The sequence below is a fragment of the Cupriavidus sp. UYPR2.512 genome, from assembly GCF_000379565.1.
In the GTDB taxonomy this organism is placed as follows: Bacteria; Pseudomonadota; Gammaproteobacteria; order Burkholderiales; family Burkholderiaceae; genus Cupriavidus.
Genome location: NZ_KB903076.1, coordinates 1 through 16623 on the forward strand (window position 1 = coordinate 1; position 16623 = coordinate 16623).

At 69.0% G+C, this 16623-nt stretch carries 13 protein-coding genes; 5 read left to right on the forward strand and 8 right to left on the reverse strand.

Translation table 11 applies throughout. The annotated features are described in order from the left end of the window. Positions 1 to 211 precede the first annotated feature (211 nt). The 4 genes from A3A5_RS0121330 to A3A5_RS0121345 all read right to left on the reverse strand — a co-directional run bounded on the left by A3A5_RS0121330 (position 212) and on the right by A3A5_RS0121345 (position 3697). Positions 212 to 685 carry a PRC-barrel domain-containing protein gene (locus A3A5_RS0121330; protein ID WP_018312553.1) on the reverse strand — a complete coding sequence of 158 codons (474 nt, stop codon included), beginning with the start codon at positions 683 to 685 and terminating at the stop codon, positions 212 to 214. 91 nt (positions 686 to 776) lie between these two features. Further along, the gene (locus tag A3A5_RS0121335; protein ID WP_018312554.1) at positions 777 to 1148 is read right to left on the reverse strand and encodes a hypothetical protein; all 372 of its coding nucleotides are present in this window, start codon (positions 1146 to 1148) and stop codon (positions 777 to 779) included. 200 nt (positions 1149 to 1348) lie between these two features. Next, the gene (locus A3A5_RS0121340) at positions 1349 to 2155 is read right to left on the reverse strand and encodes a HAMP domain-containing sensor histidine kinase (protein WP_026200980.1); all 807 of its coding nucleotides are present in this window, start codon (positions 2153 to 2155) and stop codon (positions 1349 to 1351) included. Between the two features lie 141 nt (positions 2156 to 2296). Beyond that, entirely contained in the window at positions 2297 to 3697 is a 1401-nt protein-coding gene (locus A3A5_RS0121345; protein ID WP_018312556.1) for a sigma-54 dependent transcriptional regulator, read from the reverse strand. Between the two features lie 359 nt (positions 3698 to 4056). Between A3A5_RS0121345 and A3A5_RS0121350 the strand changes: the two genes are divergently transcribed. After that, a complete protein-coding gene (locus A3A5_RS0121350) occupies positions 4057 to 5121 on the forward strand; it encodes a sigma-54-dependent Fis family transcriptional regulator (RefSeq protein ID WP_026200981.1) in 1065 nt (354 codons plus the stop codon). Here the strand turns inward: A3A5_RS0121350 and A3A5_RS0121355 are convergent. Together A3A5_RS0121355 and A3A5_RS0121360 are read right to left on the reverse strand one after the other, a co-directional pair. Then, on the reverse strand, positions 5106 to 7109 hold the full coding sequence (locus A3A5_RS0121355; protein WP_026200982.1) for an ATP-binding protein: 2004 nt from the start codon (positions 7107 to 7109) through the stop codon (positions 5106 to 5108). The two genes, A3A5_RS0121350 and A3A5_RS0121355, sit on opposite strands and share 16 nt — an antisense overlap. Before the next feature lie 161 nt (positions 7110 to 7270). Continuing rightward, positions 7271 to 8278, reverse strand: coding sequence for an SDR family oxidoreductase (locus tag A3A5_RS0121360; RefSeq protein WP_018312559.1), 1008 nt, complete (start codon positions 8276 to 8278; stop codon positions 7271 to 7273). 257 nt (positions 8279 to 8535) lie between these two features. Between A3A5_RS0121360 and ligD the strand changes: the two genes are divergently transcribed. The 4 genes from ligD to A3A5_RS0121380 all read left to right on the forward strand — a co-directional run bounded on the left by ligD (position 8536) and on the right by A3A5_RS0121380 (position 15360). After that, positions 8536 to 11259: a DNA ligase D gene (gene ligD / locus A3A5_RS0121365; protein ID WP_018312560.1), complete on the forward strand. Its 2724-nt coding sequence runs from the start codon at positions 8536 to 8538 to the stop codon at positions 11257 to 11259. A 145-nt stretch (positions 11260 to 11404) separates the two neighbouring features. After that, complete coding sequence (locus A3A5_RS0121370; protein ID WP_018312561.1) at positions 11405 to 11806, forward strand: hypothetical protein; 402 nt, start codon at positions 11405 to 11407, stop codon at positions 11804 to 11806. 311 nt (positions 11807 to 12117) lie between these two features. Continuing rightward, positions 12118 to 14121: a response regulator gene (locus A3A5_RS0121375; RefSeq protein WP_018312562.1), complete on the forward strand. Its 2004-nt coding sequence runs from the start codon at positions 12118 to 12120 to the stop codon at positions 14119 to 14121. Between the two features lie 216 nt (positions 14122 to 14337). Beyond that, positions 14338 to 15360, forward strand: coding sequence for a Ku protein (locus tag A3A5_RS0121380; protein ID WP_018312563.1), 1023 nt, complete (start codon positions 14338 to 14340; stop codon positions 15358 to 15360). Between the two features lie 104 nt (positions 15361 to 15464). Here the strand turns inward: A3A5_RS0121380 and A3A5_RS0121385 are convergent, their stop codons facing one another. Together A3A5_RS0121385 and A3A5_RS0121390 are read right to left on the reverse strand one after the other, a co-directional pair. Continuing rightward, positions 15465 to 15905, reverse strand: a complete 441-nt coding sequence (locus A3A5_RS0121385) for a BON domain-containing protein (protein ID WP_018312564.1) — start codon at positions 15903 to 15905, stop codon at positions 15465 to 15467. 287 nt (positions 15906 to 16192) lie between these two features. Next, a complete protein-coding gene (locus tag A3A5_RS0121390; RefSeq protein ID WP_198293166.1) occupies positions 16193 to 16480 on the reverse strand; it encodes a hypothetical protein in 288 nt (95 codons plus the stop codon). Positions 16481 to 16623 lie beyond the last annotated feature (143 nt).

Below are 16623 nucleotides of genomic sequence, written 5' to 3' on the forward strand. Positions count from 1 at the left end.
AGCGTAGCTGGCTCGAACCACCAATCACATCAGCGGAAATCACCACCCCCCGAATCACCAACGCCGTGCAATTTATTGCCAGCCGCACAGGCGACGCGTTTTTTGGTTACTTTTTGTCGCTCGGACAAAAAGTGACTCGCCGGCTGCGCCGGCGAAACAGCCCACGCCAGTCAAGCACGACAAGCAAACCGCATGCGCCAAAACACCCCCATCACCTCCCCCTATCATCCCAAGGGTCATACCGCTCCGCCTCCCAATAAGGCGCAATCCCGTAATACTGGTGAATGCTGGTAGCCCACTGCGAGTCCGCCATGCTAGGCCAGTGGTCCTTGTCAAACCCCGGTGCGGCCTTGAGCCGGTCCCTCTCAACACCGAGCACGAAACACTTGCGCCGGGTGTCGAGCGTGAGCGCAGACCACGGCAAGGCAAAGAGCTTTTCGCCGATGCCAAGGAAGCCGCCCATGGCCAGCACCGCGTAGGCCACGCGCCCGCCCAGCACGTCGATCATGATGTGGTCGATGGTGCCGATCTCGTCGCCGGCGGGGTCAACCACCTTGTTGCCCTCAAGCGTGTCGGCTGCCATCACGAATGGACCCGGCCCCGGGGAATTGCGGTCGATGCCGCCGACGATGGATGCGCCGTGCGGCGGTTGTTCGCCAGGGGGTTCAGGTTGGACTCGGGTCATGGCTATCTCCGTTTGTGGCGGGCCGCGGCGCGGGCACTGGGGCACCGCGCCGCGGCACCGGGATGGACTCAGGGTGACGGACGTGTGCGCTTCAGCGCCGGGTGGTCGACCCCTTGCGCTGGCCGGCTGGCTTGGCGCCCACGGGCTGTTTTTCGCTGCCTTGCTTGAGCTTCCAGTCGACGTCGTCGCGCGCGGTTTGCGTCTTCTTCTCGGCGTGCATGGCTGCGCTCGGCGAGATCGGGTCGCTGGCCGGGAACGTCATCTCCAGCGAGTCGTCCACGGCGGCCTGGTAGGTCTTGGCTTCCTTGCCCCGTTGCTTGTCGCCGGCGGCGGCCTTGCCTGCGCCGGCCTTGCCTGCGGATGGCCCGCTCATGCGGGCAGCCTGGGACTTGTCGGATTTCGCGCCGGACGGCTTGTGAGCAACCTGCGCGGCCTTGTCGGATTTGCGGCTGGCTTTGGGCATGGTTGTACCCTCCTTGGTTGGGTCCTTCATCCATGCAAGGCGCGGGCCAGAAACGGAAGCGGCCAGGCGAGAGGCGGGGAGCGGTGCAGGCGCTGTGGTGACGCCGCGTGTATGGCGAGTTCGACAAAGGCCAACCGGCAAGCGCTACGTGTAGCGCACGCGACAGGCCGGTAAAAACTACATCGTTGCGCGGCGCCGCGTCAGGCGCGCATGTGGCGCGGGAACCTGACGGCAATGCAGACGCTGATCCTGTCGCTATCGCTGCCATCGTTTTCCGCGCTCAGCGCCGCCCCGTGCATTTCCACCATGCGGCGCGTCAGCAGCAGCGCGCTGCTCTGCCGGGCCGGGGCAGCACCATCCGGTGCCGCCCGGCGCCCGAAGAAATCGGTCAGCGCGGCCAGCCGGCTGGCGCTGCGCTGCGGGTCCAGCGGCGGGCTCTCGGTGATACGCAGCTTCACGTGATCCGGCTCGCTGAATAGCCGCACGGCGACCGAGCCGCCGGCCGGCGCGCGCCAGATGCAATGCACCAGCAGGTGCCGCAGCAGCGGGGCCAGCCGCACGGCGTCGCCATCGATCAGATAGCCTGCTTCCGACGATCCGGCCGCACCATCAGTGGCGACCGGCGACAACAGCACGCCACGGGCTTCGGCCGCGGGACGGCGGTCGGCAATGGCCTGGGTCATGAGCGCCAGCAGGTCCAGGCGCTGCCAGCGCGGTGCGCCCTCGTCGGCCAGCAGCCGCACGGCTTCTTCCATCTCCTCGATCAGCGCCAGTTGCTGCTGCATGCCGGAGCGAATTCCGTCCAGCGCGCGCTGCGCGGGCGCCGGCGTGGAATCGAAGGCGCGGTCCAGCACATAGGCCCAGCTCTGGATGGCGTTCAGCGACGAACGCAGGTCATGCGCCGATTGCTCGATCAGCGCGCTCACCTCTTGCACGCTGCGCACGGCACCGGCTGGCGAAGAGTGCGGAGCGTCCGGCATCGCGGACTGCGGGGGTTGCTGCGTCATGTGCGGCTCGGCATTGGCACGTCCCGGGCCGGATTGGCCGGGTCGGATGCACTGGACGGAAGCAAGAAACGTGCTGCACAGGGCGCTGCCGCCCGCTGGCACAGGTGCAATCCCCGCAAACGCAGGCGCTGGCTCACGCCGTCAGCCGTTAGCCGACGATCCGGTGTCGTTGCGCGAGGCGCGCAGCCACTCTGGCAATTCGCCGCGGGCGGCATAATCTTCCAGCCGGTTGTACAAAGTCTTCAGGCTGATGCCGAGGATCTCGGCCGCATGCTTCTTCACGCCGGCGCATTGCTCCAGCGTGGCGAAGATCAGCTGCCGGTCGGCATCGGCCAGGGACATGCCCACCGGCACCGACACCACCGCCGCGCCCGGCGCCTGCGTGGCTGCGACCTGCAGCGGCACCTGGACCTCGGTAATGAGGTCGTCGTCGGACATGATGAAGGCGCGCTGCACAAAGTTGCGCAGCTCGCGCACATTGCCGGGCCAGGCGTGCAGGCGCAGGCTGTCCAGCACATTGGGCGCGAAGCGGCGCCGGGTGCCCTGCTCGGCATTGAGCTGCTCCAGCATCAGGTTGGCGATCTGGATCACGTCGTCGCCGCGCGCGCGCAGCGGCGGCAGTTCTACCGGGAACACGTTCAGCCGGTGGAACAGGTCCGCGCGCAGCTTGCCGTCGGCCACCGCATCCTCGGGGTTGCGGTTGGTGGCGGCCAGCACGCGCACATCGGCATGGCATTCGCGGTTGGTGCCCACGCGCATGAAGCTTCCGGTCTCCAGCACGCGCAGCAGCTTGACCTGCAGCTCGGCAGGCATTTCGGTGATCTCGTCCAGGAACAGGGTGCCGCCGTCGGCGCGCTCGAAATAGCCCTTGTGCTGGCGGTCCGCGCCGGTAAAGCTGCCGCGCTCGTGGCCGAACATCTCGCTTTCGATCAGCGTGGGCGAGATCGCACCGCAGTTGACCGCCAGGAACGGCTGGCGCCGCCGCGACGAGAGCTCATGCACGGTCTGCGCGGCCAGTTCCTTGCCCGTGCCGCTTTCGCCGATCAGCAATACCGTGGCTTCAGTCGGCGCCACGCGCGCGAGCTGGTCGTAGACCACCTGCATCACTTCTGAACTGCCCATCAGCCGGCCGAAACGGCCATAGCGGCGCAACTCACCGCGCAGCGAATGGATCTCGGCGCGCAACTCGCCGGTGGTGGCCAGCCGCCTGAGAACGATCTGCAGCCGCGCCACGTTGATGGGCTTGACCAGGTAATCGGTGGCACCGGCGCGCAGCGCTTCGACCGCGCTTTCCACGCTGGCATAGCCGGTCGTAAGGATCACTTCGACGCCCGAGGCGCCAACCTCGTCGAACAGCTCCATGCCGTTGCCGTCCGGCAGGCGCAGGTCGGCCACGATCGCGTCCGGCATGCGCCAGCCGATCTGCAGCCGCGCCTCGCGCAGGGTGCCCGCGGTGGCGGAACTGAAGCCTTCCATGGCCACGATTTCGGCTAGCGCGGCACATGCATTTTCGTCGTCATCGACAATCAGGATGTGGGGCATACGATCCGTCAGTGAGACCTATTGGAAACTTTTGGGCGAAATCCACTGGCGCCTGCTTTCGCGAGCCACGGCGGCCATTGCTGCCGGGCCCGGGACGCCCGCCGGCGCGCTCCATGCGAGGCTGGCGCGACGGGCACAGGGGCGGCACGGGTTTCGACTGCGACATTTTCAGTCGGTTGCACAAGTCCACTGCGTAATGCCAGTCTAAGCGGGGGCAGGCACGGTCGTTGCCGGTGTCCGTCTGACACAGCTGTCGGATGTTTCCGCGCGGGGTCGCGCACCTATGGCAAGCCCCTGCGCCAAAGGCTAGCATAGGAACTTCCCACGACAAGCCCGCCGCCCCGACCGAGGCCTTCATCGTGCCCGTGACCGCCAGCACACCGCGGCGCAGCAACGCCGCTCCTCCCTCTGGCCAGCCCGCCAGCCACGCCGCCAGCACATCCGAGCCGGCGCGCGAGGCCGCGCCGCGCCGCGCCATACCCTCGCAGGTCTCGCTGCTGTGGGAAAGCACGTCGCCCGCCATGCAGCGGTTGCTGGCCCAGATCGAGCGCGTGGCGCCCACCGACGTCACCATGCTTGCAGTAGGCGAAAGCGGCTCCGGCAAGGAAGTGGTGGCACGCGCGGTGCATGAGCGCAGCGCGCGCCGCAAGGGCGCCTTCATTGCGGTCAACTGCGGCGCGATCCAGCCCACGCTGATCGAGTCAGAGCTGTTCGGCCACGAGAAAGGTGGCTTTACCGGCGCGATCGAGCAGAGGGCAGGCTACTTCGAGCAGGCCCATGGGGGCACGCTGTTTCTCGATGAAGTCACTGAAATGCCTCTCGAGATGCAGATCAAGTTGTTGCGGGTGCTGGAAGGCCGCACCTTCCACCGCGTTGGCGGCGACACGCCCATCGCCGCGGACGTGCGCATCCTGGCAGCCACCAACCGCGACCCGGTCGAGGCAGCGCGAGCCGGCCAGTTGCGGGAAGACCTGCTGTACCGGCTGGCCGTGTTCCCGCTGCATATCCCGCCGCTGCGCGAGCGGGCCGACGATATTGTGCCGCTGGCACGCCACTTCCTGGCCGAATACAACGCCATGGAGCGCACCGACAAGGCCTTTTCGGCCGCCTCGCTGGAGCGGCTGGTGCGCTATGACTGGCCGGGCAATGTGCGCGAGCTGAAGAACGCCGTCTACCGCGCCTTTATCCTGGCGGACAAGGTCGTGGAGATCGGCAACCCCAACCTGGCCACGCAGCCGCCGCGGCCCACCACGGTGGACGGCGTGGTCAGCGTGCGCGTCGGCACCACGCTGGCCGACACCCAGCGCGAAATCATCATGGCCACCCTGGCTCGCTTTGACGGCGACAAGCGCCAGGCCGCGCACGCGCTCGGCATCAGCCTGAAGACGCTGTACAACCGATTGGACGCCTACCGCTCCTTGTGAGGGCCCGGCGCGGCCAGCGCGCGCGACAGGGCATCGATCGCCAGCGGCTTGGTCAGGTGCGCATGGAAGCCTGCCAGCTTGCTGCGCCGCTGGTCTTCGGCAGTGCAGCGCCCGGTCAGCGCCAGGAACTGCACCGCGCGCGGGCCGCACGCCTGGCGCAATGCCGGCAGGACTTCAAAGCCCGACATGTCGGGCATCTCCAGGTCGAGCAGCACGCAATCCGGGCGGAATTCGGCGGCCATGTCCAGTGCCTGCTGGCCGCCATGGGCCGCGCGCGCCTCATGGCCGAGCAGGCTCAGCAGTTCGGCCATGCTGTCGGCCGAATCGGCATTGTCGTCCACCACCAGCACGCGGCGCAGCAGCACCGGCCCCCGCGGCGGCGTGCCGGCCTCGTGCCGGCGGACGGTGGCGCGCGGCAGGATCACGGTGAAGGTGCTGCCCTTGCCCGCGCCACCGCTGTCGGCCTGGATCGCGCCGCCGTGCGCCTCCACCACGGCCTTGGCCAGTGCCAGCCCGATGCCCAGGCCGCTGCGGCTGCCGGTGTCGGCCTCCTGCGCGAACAGGTTGAAGATGCGGTCCAGCGCCGCGGGCACGAGACCCCGGCCGGTATCCGACACGGCGGTGATCACGCGCGCTGGCTCGACGCTCACATGCACGCTGACGGTGCCGCCGCGCGGGGTGTACTTGACCGCGTTGCTGAGCAGGTTCAGCAGCACCTGCCCCAGCCGCTCGGCATCGGCGCGCACGTAGGGCGACCTTGCCGGCAGCGCCACCACGAGCTGCTGGCCGGCTGCCTCCAGCACCGGGCGGATTGCCTCGATGCTGGTGGTCACCACCTCGTTGTACGAGGTGGGCGTCAGCTCCATCTTCAGCTTGCCGGCGGTCACGCGGCCTACGTCGAGCAGGTCGTTCACCAGCCGCTCCAGCTGATGCAGCTGGCGGTCGATGATCCCGGCGCAGCGGCGCACGCGCGTATCGGCATTCGGGGTCAGCGCGATCACTTCCACCGCGTTGCGCACCGGCGCCAGCGGATTGCGCAGTTCATGCGCGAGGATGGCCAGGAACGATTGCAGCCGGCGGCTGCCGGCCTCCAGGGTTTCCAGCCGCAGCGCATCGCTCAGGTCGCGGGCGGTCCACAGCAGGCTGCTCGGGCAGCCGGCGGCGTCGCGCACCAGCACCATGCGCGTCTGGCAACGCACCACTGAGCCGTCCTTGCGTGCCACGCGCTCGTCGCCGGCCCACTGGCCGCAGGCGCGCGCGGCTTCCAGCGCCGCGCGGTCGCGCCCCGCGGCGGCATCCTGGCGGGAATAGAGCAGTGCCAGCGGCTGGCCGACGGCTTCGGCCTCGGCGTAGCCTGCCAGGGCCTGCGCGCCGACGTTCCAGCCGCGGATGGTGCCGTCCAGGTCAAGCTCGCACACCGCGGTGCCGGGCAGGTTGTCGGCCAGCAGCCGCAGCCGGGTATCGGCCAGCCCGGCATGCTCGGATGCGGCCTGCTGCACGGTAATGTCGCGGCACGACACGATAAAGCCGGCGGCCTGGCTCGCCGCGGACGCCGCGGACAAGGCACCGCCATGCCCCGCGCCCGGCTCGTCGGCCGCGCCGATGGCCCGCATGAGGCAGGACGCCTGCAGCAAGCTGCCGTCGCGCCGCACGCGCCAGCCTGCGTCGCGCACGCTGCCTCCGAGTGCGGCCGCCTGCAGCCATTGCTGCGGCAGGCCGGCAGCGACATCGTCAGGGCGATGCAGGCAGGAAAAGTGACGGCCGGTGATTTCCTCGGCGCTGTAGCCGAACACGCGCCGCGCGGCATCCGGCCACATCGCAATGCACCCGCGCGCATCGGTCTCGAACACGGCGCAGTCTTCCACCGCATCGAGCAGGCGCCGGTACTGTGCCGCCAGCGAGAGGCTGGCATCGTCCGCCCTGGCGCCGTCCGGCTCGCCCACGGGTGGCGCACGGAGGACACCTTCTTCCGCTTGCGGCTCGGACATGAGCACACCTTCTGTGTGATGGGGTGAAGACAGCAGGCCCCATGCGCGGGCGGCCTGGCGCCGCCGCGCGGCGGAGGGCCGAATGCCCGCAACTGCGGGCATTCGAGTCAATAATAGGCGTTCGCGGCCCATGCGCCACCCAATGTGCGCGGCACCGGACACTAGCGTTTGTGCCGCAACTGGTACACCGCGGCAACCGCGGCTGAGGCGCCCACCACCAGCGCAGTGGCCAGCATCGGGTGGCGCGCCGTGGTGGTGTAGGGACAGGAGTGCAGCGCGTTGTGGCTGCCGCTGCGTTCCTGCAGGCCACTGCCGCTGCCATACAGCGCGTTGTCCTCGAGCGGCCCCGCGGGGTGGTGCGTCTGTTGCGCGCGGCCCATGAAGCGGCGCATGAAGCGGTCGAAGGTGCGCGGCGCATGGTACGCCGCGGCCGAGAACGCCTTGGCGGCCGCACCGACGAAGAGCTCGCGGCGCGGGTTCGCGGCGGCAAACAGGATCGCGTCGGCGGCCAGCGCCGGGTCATACAGGGGCGGCGGCAGGCGCGGCTCGACATCGAGGAAGTTCTTGGCGTGCATCGCCAGCGGCGTTTCCAGTCCGGCGGGCTTGATCAGCGTCACGCTGACCGGCGCCTGCTCCTGCTCCAGTTCCAGCCGCAGCGAATCGGTAAAGCCCTTGATCGCGTGCTGCGAGGCCGCGTAGGCGCTCTGCAGCGGCAGCGGGCCGTCCGCGGCCTCGCTGCCCATGTTGATGATGGCGCCGCCGTGCTCGCGCAGGTGCGCGGCCGCCGCCAGCGAGCCATGCACGGTGCCCCAGTAGTTGGTATCAAACAGCCGCCGCTGGTCTTCCAGCGGCACATCGCAATGGCGGCCGAAGATGGTCACGCCAGCGTTGTTGATCCAGGTATCGAAGCCACCGAAGCGCTCGATGGCAGCCTGCGCCACCTTGCCAACCTCTTCATGCTTGCCGACATCGGCCACCACGGTGATGACTTCATTGCCATGCTCGCGCAACTCTTCGGCCAGCTGGTGCAGCGAACCCTCGCTGCGCGCCACCAGCACCAGCCGTGCCCCCAGCTGCGCCGCCTTGCGCGCCGTCACCAGGCCCACGCCGCTGCTGGCGCCGGTCAGGACGATGACCTGCGAGCCAATGTTCTTCAGGGTTGGTTTCATCTGCCGCATCCTCCTCGGGAAGACCCGGCACGGTGCCGGGCATGCCGCTGGGGATTCGCAAGGAGCGTTCCTGTCCGGCGCCGCCCCGGGTGGCGGCGCCACGGCAGGCGGGCCGCCGCAGATTTACAACACCCGGTAAGAACCACATGCCGCGGCGCGCGCAGGGGGCTTGCGCAGGGCACTGTAGGACGGGCGCCGATTTCAGCGGCGGCATGTGCTGCCTAAGCTGGATACATCCCACATAACCGGCGACAGCCATGGCCAAGACCACGCGACCGACAGCGCCACAGGATCCAGGCAAGCACCGCGCCGCGGCAAAACGCACCGGCAAGCACACGGACAAGCGCGCCAGCACGGCCCGCCCGGCGGCACGCGGCGCGCCAGCCGCCAAGGGCGCCCCCGCCGCGCTCGACAAATACCGCCGCATGCGCGACTTCAGCGCCACGCCTGAGCCTGGCGGCGGCGCCGCGCCCGCCCGCGGCAAGCCGCGCAAGCGCGCCGGCGAGCTGTCCTTCGTGATCCAGAAGCATGCGGCCCGTCGGCTGCACTATGACTTTCGCCTCGAACTCGGCGGCACGCTGAAAAGCTGGGCCGTGCCCAAGGGTCCGAGCCTGGACCCTGCCGACAAGCGCATGGCCGTCCATGTCGAGGACCACCCGCTGGACTACGCCGGCTTCGAGGGCGTGATCCCGGCCGGCCACTACGGCGCCGGCACGGTCATCGTCTGGGACCGCGGCACCTGGTTGCCGGTGGGCGATGCGGAGGCCGGCTACCGCGCCGGCAAGCTGAAGTTCGCGCTGCGCGGCGAAAAGCTGCACGGCCACTGGACCCTGGTACGCATGCACGGCAGCCGGCAGAAGGAGCAGGACGCCTGGCTGCTGATCAAGGAGCGCGATGAGGCCGCCGTGCCGGCGTCTGAGTTCGACGTGGTCGAGGCCTTGCCGGACAGCGTGCTGGGCGGCACACAGCGCAAGCCTGCGGCAAAGCGCGCAAAGACCGCCCGGCCGCCTGGCGATGGCGCGCCAGAGGCCGCGGCGGGTGCGCGCAGCCTGGCGCAGTCCCTGAAGCCGCCGCGCGGCGCGCCACGCGCGGCCTTGCCGCTGGCGCTGGCGCCGCAGCTGGCCACGCTGGTGGAACAGGCTCCGTCCGACGCGCAGGCGTGGCACTACGAGATCAAGTTCGATGGCTACCGGCTGCTGGCCCGCATCGACGGCAAGGATGTGCGCCTTTTCACGCGCCAGGGCCACGACTGGACCAGCAAGCTGCGTGCGCTCGCGCATGACGTCGGCACCCTGGGCCTGCCCGACGGCTGGCTCGATGGCGAGATCGTGGTGCTCGGCAAGCATGGCGCAACCGACTTCCAGGCGCTGCAGAACGCCTTCGATACCGCGCACGTCGAGGCCATCCAGTATTTCGTGTTCGACCTGCCCTACTTTGCCGGCCATGACTTGCGCAAGGTGCCGCTGGTGGAGCGCCGCGCCCTGCTGCGCCGGATCTTTGCGCACAACACCTCGCCGCGCCTGCAGTTCAGCGAGGACTTCGAGGCCAGCCCCGCCGACATGCTTGAGGCAGCCTGCCGCATGAAGCTTGAAGGCGTGATCGGCAAGCGCGCCGACGCCGCCTATGTCAGCGCGCGCAGCAGTACGTGGATCAAGCTGAAATGCACCTTGCGCCAGGAGTTCGTGGTGGCGGGCTTCACCGACCCGAAGGGCAGCCGCGCCGGCATCGGCTCGTTGCTGCTTGGTGTGCACGACAGCGGCGGGCGGCTGCGCTACGCGGGCAATGTCGGCACCGGCTTCGACACGCGCACGCTGAGTGCGCTGCGCACACAGCTGGACGCGTTGCGCGCCGATTCCGCGCCCTTTGAGAGCGTGCCGGCAGGGGTAAAAGGGCACTGGGTGCAGCCAAAGCTGGTGGCCGAGGCCTCGTTCGGCAGCTGGACCCGCGAAGGCCGCGTGCGCCATGCCGTCTTTCACGGCTTGCGCACCGACAAGCCGGCGCGCGCGGTGTCGGTGGAGCGGCCGGCAGCGCCGGCGGCCAAGGGCGAGCCTGCAGCAAGATCAGCAAAAGCAGCAAAGCACGCTACCGCCACCGGCGGCAAAGTCGCGATCAGCCATGCCGGGCGCGTCATCGACACCGCATCCGGCCTGACCAAGGGCGACCTGGTGCGCTACTACGAACGCGCCGCGCCACTGATGCTGCCGCACCTGCGCGGGCGCCCGATCGCGATGGTGCGGGCGCCGTCGGGCGTGGGCGGCGAACAGTTCTTCCAGCGGCATGGCGACACGCTTCGGGTGGAGGGCCTCAACGTGCTCGATCCGGGCCTGTGGCCCGGGCATCCCGCGCTGCTGGAAATCGCGTCGGCCGAAGGCCTGGTGTCCGCGGCACAGCTCAACGTGGTGGAGTTCCACACCTGGAACGCCAGCAAACGCAGCATTGACCGCCCCAACCGGGTCGTCTTCGACCTGGACCCGGGCGAAGGCGTGCCCTGGGCCCAAATGCAGGAGGCCGCTGCGCTGGTGAAGGCGCTGCTCGATGAACTCGGACTCGCCAGCTTCCTGAAGACCAGCGGCGGCAAGGGGCTGCACGTGGTGGTGCCGATCACGCCGCGTGCGGGCTGGGACGAGGTAAAGGCGTTCGCGCATGACGTGGTGCGCCATGTCGCCGCGACCATTCCGCGGCGCTTCGTGGCCAAGAGCGGTCCACGCAACCGCGTTGGCAAGATTTTCATCGATTACCTGCGCAATGGCGTAGGCGCCACCACGGCGGCGGCATTCTCGGCGCGGGCACGCCCGGGGCTGGGCGTATCGATGCCGGTGTGGTGGGAAGAACTCGATACCCTGAAAGGCGCGGCGCAGTGGACCGTAGCCAATGCGGGCCCAAGGCTCGACACCCTGGCGGCCGACGATCCGTGGGCGGACTACGCCGGCACCCGGCAGGCGATCACGCGCGCCGCGGCGCGACTGGCGGGCGCCGGATAGCCATCCCGCCCGTTGCTGGCGGATTCCGCAGAAAACGCCAAGCGGCACATTTCTTGCCGCATCCTGGTCATGGCACACGGCCCGGCGCACCCGCCGCGTGCGCCTTGTTGCCCTGCTGGCAGTGCAACCATGACATGGAGATGTGATGATGAGCCAACTCAGGATCGCCGCGAAGATTCGGGCCGCGGCCGCCGGCGCCGCGCCACGCAACCGGCGCGCCTTGCGTCACCTGCTGGTTTCCTGCGCAATGCTGTCCTTCGCCGCCACCCCGGTGCAGGCACGCCTGCCGGCGCCAACGCCCGAGCAGCAGCAGGCCGCCGAAGCCAAGAAGTCCAAGGAAGCCGAAGCGGCCAAACAGCAGGCCGAGGCATTGGGCCGGGTCCAGGACAGTATCTCCGCGCGCTTTGGCAAGGGCGCCACCAGCGGCGGCTCCACCGAGCCCGGCAAGATCCCGCAGAAAGCTGCCGAAGCGACCGGCTCAGCCGGACCGCACGGCGGCACGTCCCCCAGCGCTGAAGCGCATGCCGGCGAGGCAGCCCGCCACTGAAGCCCGCAACGCATGCCATGCAGTTCACTTGCCGCGCTGCGTGCCGGGCGGCGCCTGTCCGGCACGTCTCTTGCCACTGCCAGCGCAACAGCCTGGCAAAGACCGCAGGCGTGCTGATGCAAAAGGGGGAATGGCGATGGATGACTTCTGTGCACATGTAAGAACTACAATCGGCAGCCGCGCGGTCGCGGCAAAGCTTGCAAGCGGTGCGGCGCGGCTGGCGCACTTTTACACGGCGCCGCGGACCATCCCGGGCCTTGCCCCTGAGCAACCCTCCGCGCGGGCGCGCAAGCGCCTGTCAGCGTGATGCCATGACGCCGCATGCCGCCAACCCGGCCCCGCTGATCCTGAATGTCGATGACCGCGAGGGGCCGCGCTACGTCAAGAGCCGCATCCTCCATCGCGGCGGGTATTCTGTGATCGAGGCCGCCACCGGCCATTCGGCGCTGTCGCTGGTGCGACAGCATGAGCCCGTGCTGGTGCTGCTGTCAGCACGCCTGCCCGATATCAGCGGGCTGGAAGTCTGCCGGCTGCTCAAGGCCGATCCACAGACCGCCCACACGCTGGTGCTGCTGACCTCGCCAGGGCTGGCGCGCCAGCGCGTAGAGGCCCTGAGCTGCGGCGCCGACGGCCACCTGGTCGAGCCTGCCGAGCCGGAAGAGGTACTGTCGACGATCCAGGCGCTGCTGCGGCTGCGCGGCGCAGAGGACGCCTATCACCGCACTTCGCGGGCACTGCATGCGCATGAAGACATGTTCCGCCAGCTGGCCGAATCGCTGGCCGACGTGGTGTGGATCCTCGACCCGGCCGAGCCCCGCCTGCTGTTCGCCAGCCCCTCGCTCGCCGCGTTGTGCGGCCATGCGCCCGAGCAGCTGGCGCAAGACCCGCGCCGCTGCCTGGAGCGCGTGGCCCCGGCCGACCGGGCGCGCGTGGAAGCGGCCTTTGCCAGCATGCTGGGCGACGGCAAGCTGGACATCGAGTTCCGCCTTACGCGCCCGGACGGCGAGCTGCGCGATATCCGCGCGCAGGCGTTCCCGGTGCGCAGCGTGGAAAGCCCGCCGGCCGACGGCGGCGCGCCGCCGTCACGCATTGCCGGCACCTGCCAGGACGTAACGCTGCAAAACCGTGCCGAACGCGCGCTGCACGACGAGGAACGGCGCAAGGATCAGTTCCTGGCCATGCTGGCGCATGAACTGCGCAATCCACTGGCGCCGCTGCGCAGCGCCGCGGACCTGTTGCAGCAGCTCTCGCCCTCGCGCGAGGACATGTTCCGCGCGCGCGACATCATCGGCCGGCAGCTGCACCACCTGACGCGGCTGGTGGATGAGCTGCTCGACATCTCGCGCTTCAACCAGGGCCGCATCACGCTGCGCGAGGACCTGGTGGAACTGCGCACCGCGCTCAATACCGCGGTGGAAGCCGTGCGCCCGACGATAGAGGCCTGCGGCCATACGCTGCGCCTGTCGCTGCCCGAGCAGCCCCTGCCGGTACGGGGCGACCTGGTGCGCCTGACGCAGATCTTCAGCAACCTGCTGCAGAACGCCGCGGCCTACACGCCCGCCGGCGGCCAGATCGCCGTCGATGCCAGTCTTGAAGACAGCGTGGCGGACACTGCGCCCGATGCCGGGTCCGGTGGCCGCGTTACCGTGCGCGTGCGCGACAACGGCGCCGGCCTGTCAGAGGCGCTGCAGCGGCAGCTGTTCGATCCGCTGGCCCCGCTCGACGACGGCACCCAGCCAGAGCCGCCGCGCATTGCGTTCCAGCATGACGGTCCCGGCATCGGCCTGACGCTGGTGCAAAAGCTGGTGCGCCTGCATGGCGGCACCATCCGCGCCGACAGCCCCGGCGCCGGACAGGGCAGCACCTTCACGGTGACGCTGCCGGTGGAGCCGTGGCAGAAGTGGCACCCTTGCTCCGGCCGCGCCGCACCGCACCGAGGCGTGCCGCGCCGGATCATGGTGGTGGACGACAACGCTGACGCGCTCGAAGCCATGATGATGACACTGCAGACGCTCGGCCATACGGTGGTGACCGCCGCCGACGGCCCCAGCGCGCTGGCGGGCGCCACCGATGCCCGTCCGGAAGTGGTGCTGCTGGATCTGGGCATGCCCGCCATGGACGGCTTCGAAACCGCGCGCCGCCTGCGCGCGCTGCCCGAGATGCGCGGCGCCACGCTGGTGGCGCTGACCGGATTCGGCCAGCCCGAGGACCGCCGCCGCGCGCTGGAAGCCGGCTTCGACCGGCACCTGGTCAAGCCAGCCGACCTGGACGCGCTGACACGGCTGCTGGACGAAATCGGCGCGCGCCACCCCTAACGCGTGATGCCAATGCCAGCCGCCGATCCCATCCACCCTTGAACAAGGAAGCTCCGTGCATACCACGCCCGACCCCGACATCCCGCCGCGCAAGCCTGAAACCCCGCCGCCGGAACCCCCGCCGGGCCCGCCCGAACCGGTGGCAGACCCGCCTCCGGGCGATCTGCCGCCACCGCCGCCGCAACGTGCCCGTGCGGCCGGCAAAGGAGCCGTCACGTGTCACGCATCATCTGGAAAGGCGCCATAACCTTTGGCCTGGTCAATATCCCAGTGGTATTGCGGCCCGCGTCGCGCAGCCAGACGCTGGACCTGGACCTGCTCGACGTGCGCGACATGGCGCCGGTGGGCTACCAGCGCATCAACAAGAGCACCGGCAAGCCGGTGGACAAGGAACATATCGTCAAGGGCTACCAGTACGCCAAGGACGAATACGTGCTGCTGAACGAGGAAGACTTCCGCCAGGCCAATGTCGAGGCCACGCAGACAGTGGATATCGTCAGCTTTGTCGAGGCGCAGAGCATCCCGCCGTACTACTTCGATACGCCCTACTACCTCGAGCCCGACAAGCGCGGCGAGCGCGGCTACGCGCTGCTGCATGAAACCATGCGCCGCACCGGGCGTGCTGCGCTGGCGCTGGTGGTGCTGCGCGCCCGCCAGCACCTGGCCGCGATGCTGGTGCACGGCGACGCGCTGGTGCTCAACACCATGCGCTTTGCCGACGAGGTGCTGCCCATCTCCGAGCTACGTCTGCCCAAGGCAGCCACCGGCAAACCCACCGGCGCGCACGCGCGCGAGATCGAGATGGCCACCAAGCTGGTCAACGACATGAGCGAGGACTGGGAGCCGGAACAGTACCGCGACAGCTATCGTGACGACCTGATGGCGCGCATCGAAGAAAAGATCGACTCCGGCAAGACCCACCAGCTGACCCAGCCCGCGCAAGAGGAAGAAACGCCGCGCCAGGGCGCCAAGATCATCGACATGGTGGCGCTGCTGCGCCAGAGCCTGGGCCAGCGCGGCAAGGAAGATAAGGAAGACACCGCGCCCGCGCGCCGCAAGGCCCCCGCGCGGCATGCCGCCGCCAGGAAGCAGCCCGCTGCAAAGCGGGCTGCGACGACCCCACCCGCCAAGCGCGCCAGCACTGCCGCCAAGACCAAGCGTGCACCGGCCAAGCGCGAGTCGCATGCGCCGGCCGCGCGCAAGAGTGCAAGCACTACGCGCAGGAAGCACGCAGCTTAGGCAGGCACTGCGGTTTGCCAATCATGTCAGGCAAGTCCCGATTGTGTTCTCCCTCTCCCGCAAGCGGGAGAGGGGAGCAAACCGTCAGCACTGGACAAGCCCGCTTACCGCGACGACACCTTCAGGTTGTCATTGACTGACGTCACGCCCTCGACGCTGCGGATCGCGTCGAGCGCCATGTCGTGCTGCTGCTGGCTTGGCACGGTGCCACTCACTTCAACCGTGCCCAACTGGGTCTTCACATGAATGCCGGTGGACTTGAGGTCCTTGGTGGTGAGCAGCCTGGTCTTGATCCTGGTGGTGATGGCACTGTCCTCGACTGCCCGCTTGGCCTTGTCGGCGCTCAGGTCGGGGGCGGCGCCCCGGTCAGGATCCGCACGGCCGGGCATGCCCGGCGCGGAATTGACGGGCGCCACAGGGGGGTTGTCCGCCGCTACCAAGATCAGGCCGCTCTTGTCGAGCGCCAGCGCGCCGCCGGCCGCCGCCAGCGCCGCAGCAACACAGGCCATCCGCACGATGCGCGCGGGGATTCGGGAAAAACGCATGTCTGCCTCCTGTTCGGGTCACCAGCGCATCCGTTGCCGTGCCTTGCCTGGCGCGCGGAACCACTGGTAAGTCATTTTTCAGCAAGCTCCATACCTGCCGGCCAGGCCGCACCAGGCATGGGCGGCGCGGCCCGGGGTGTGTAAATCGGGCCGCCCGTTGTAAAAGCGCCCGCCGCCCGGTGTGCTGCATAGCCCGATACAGGCCGATGCCGGCGGCATCCGGGTCCTCTCACGCTTGGCATGGCGATTGCAAAACAAGGAATGCGGCAGTTCGCCGCGCCAAGGAGCTAGCAATGGGACAGCAGCAACAGCCGGGTCAATCGCAGTCGGGCCAGAAGCAGCAGGAACAGTCGCAGTCGGGCCAGAAGCAGCAGGAACAATCGCAGACTGGCCAACGCGGCAGCCAGCAGCAACCGGGACAACAAGGCGGCGGTCAGATGGGTGACAAGGACCGCAAGCAGGACCAACAACAGCAGCAAGATCGCGGCAGCTCGCAACCGGGCCAGCAAAGTGGCCAACGCAGCGGCCAGCAAAGCGGCCAGGGCGGGCAACAGGGTGGCCAGCAAAGCGGACAAGGCGGACAACGCCAGCAATAATCCTCGCTAGCCTCGACAACAGGCAGCTTTCCGGGTATGTGCGGCAGCAACATGCGGTGCGACCGCAGGGGCATACGCCGGAGATTGGCAGGCCGGGACTCCCGCAAGGGGGCTCCGGCCCT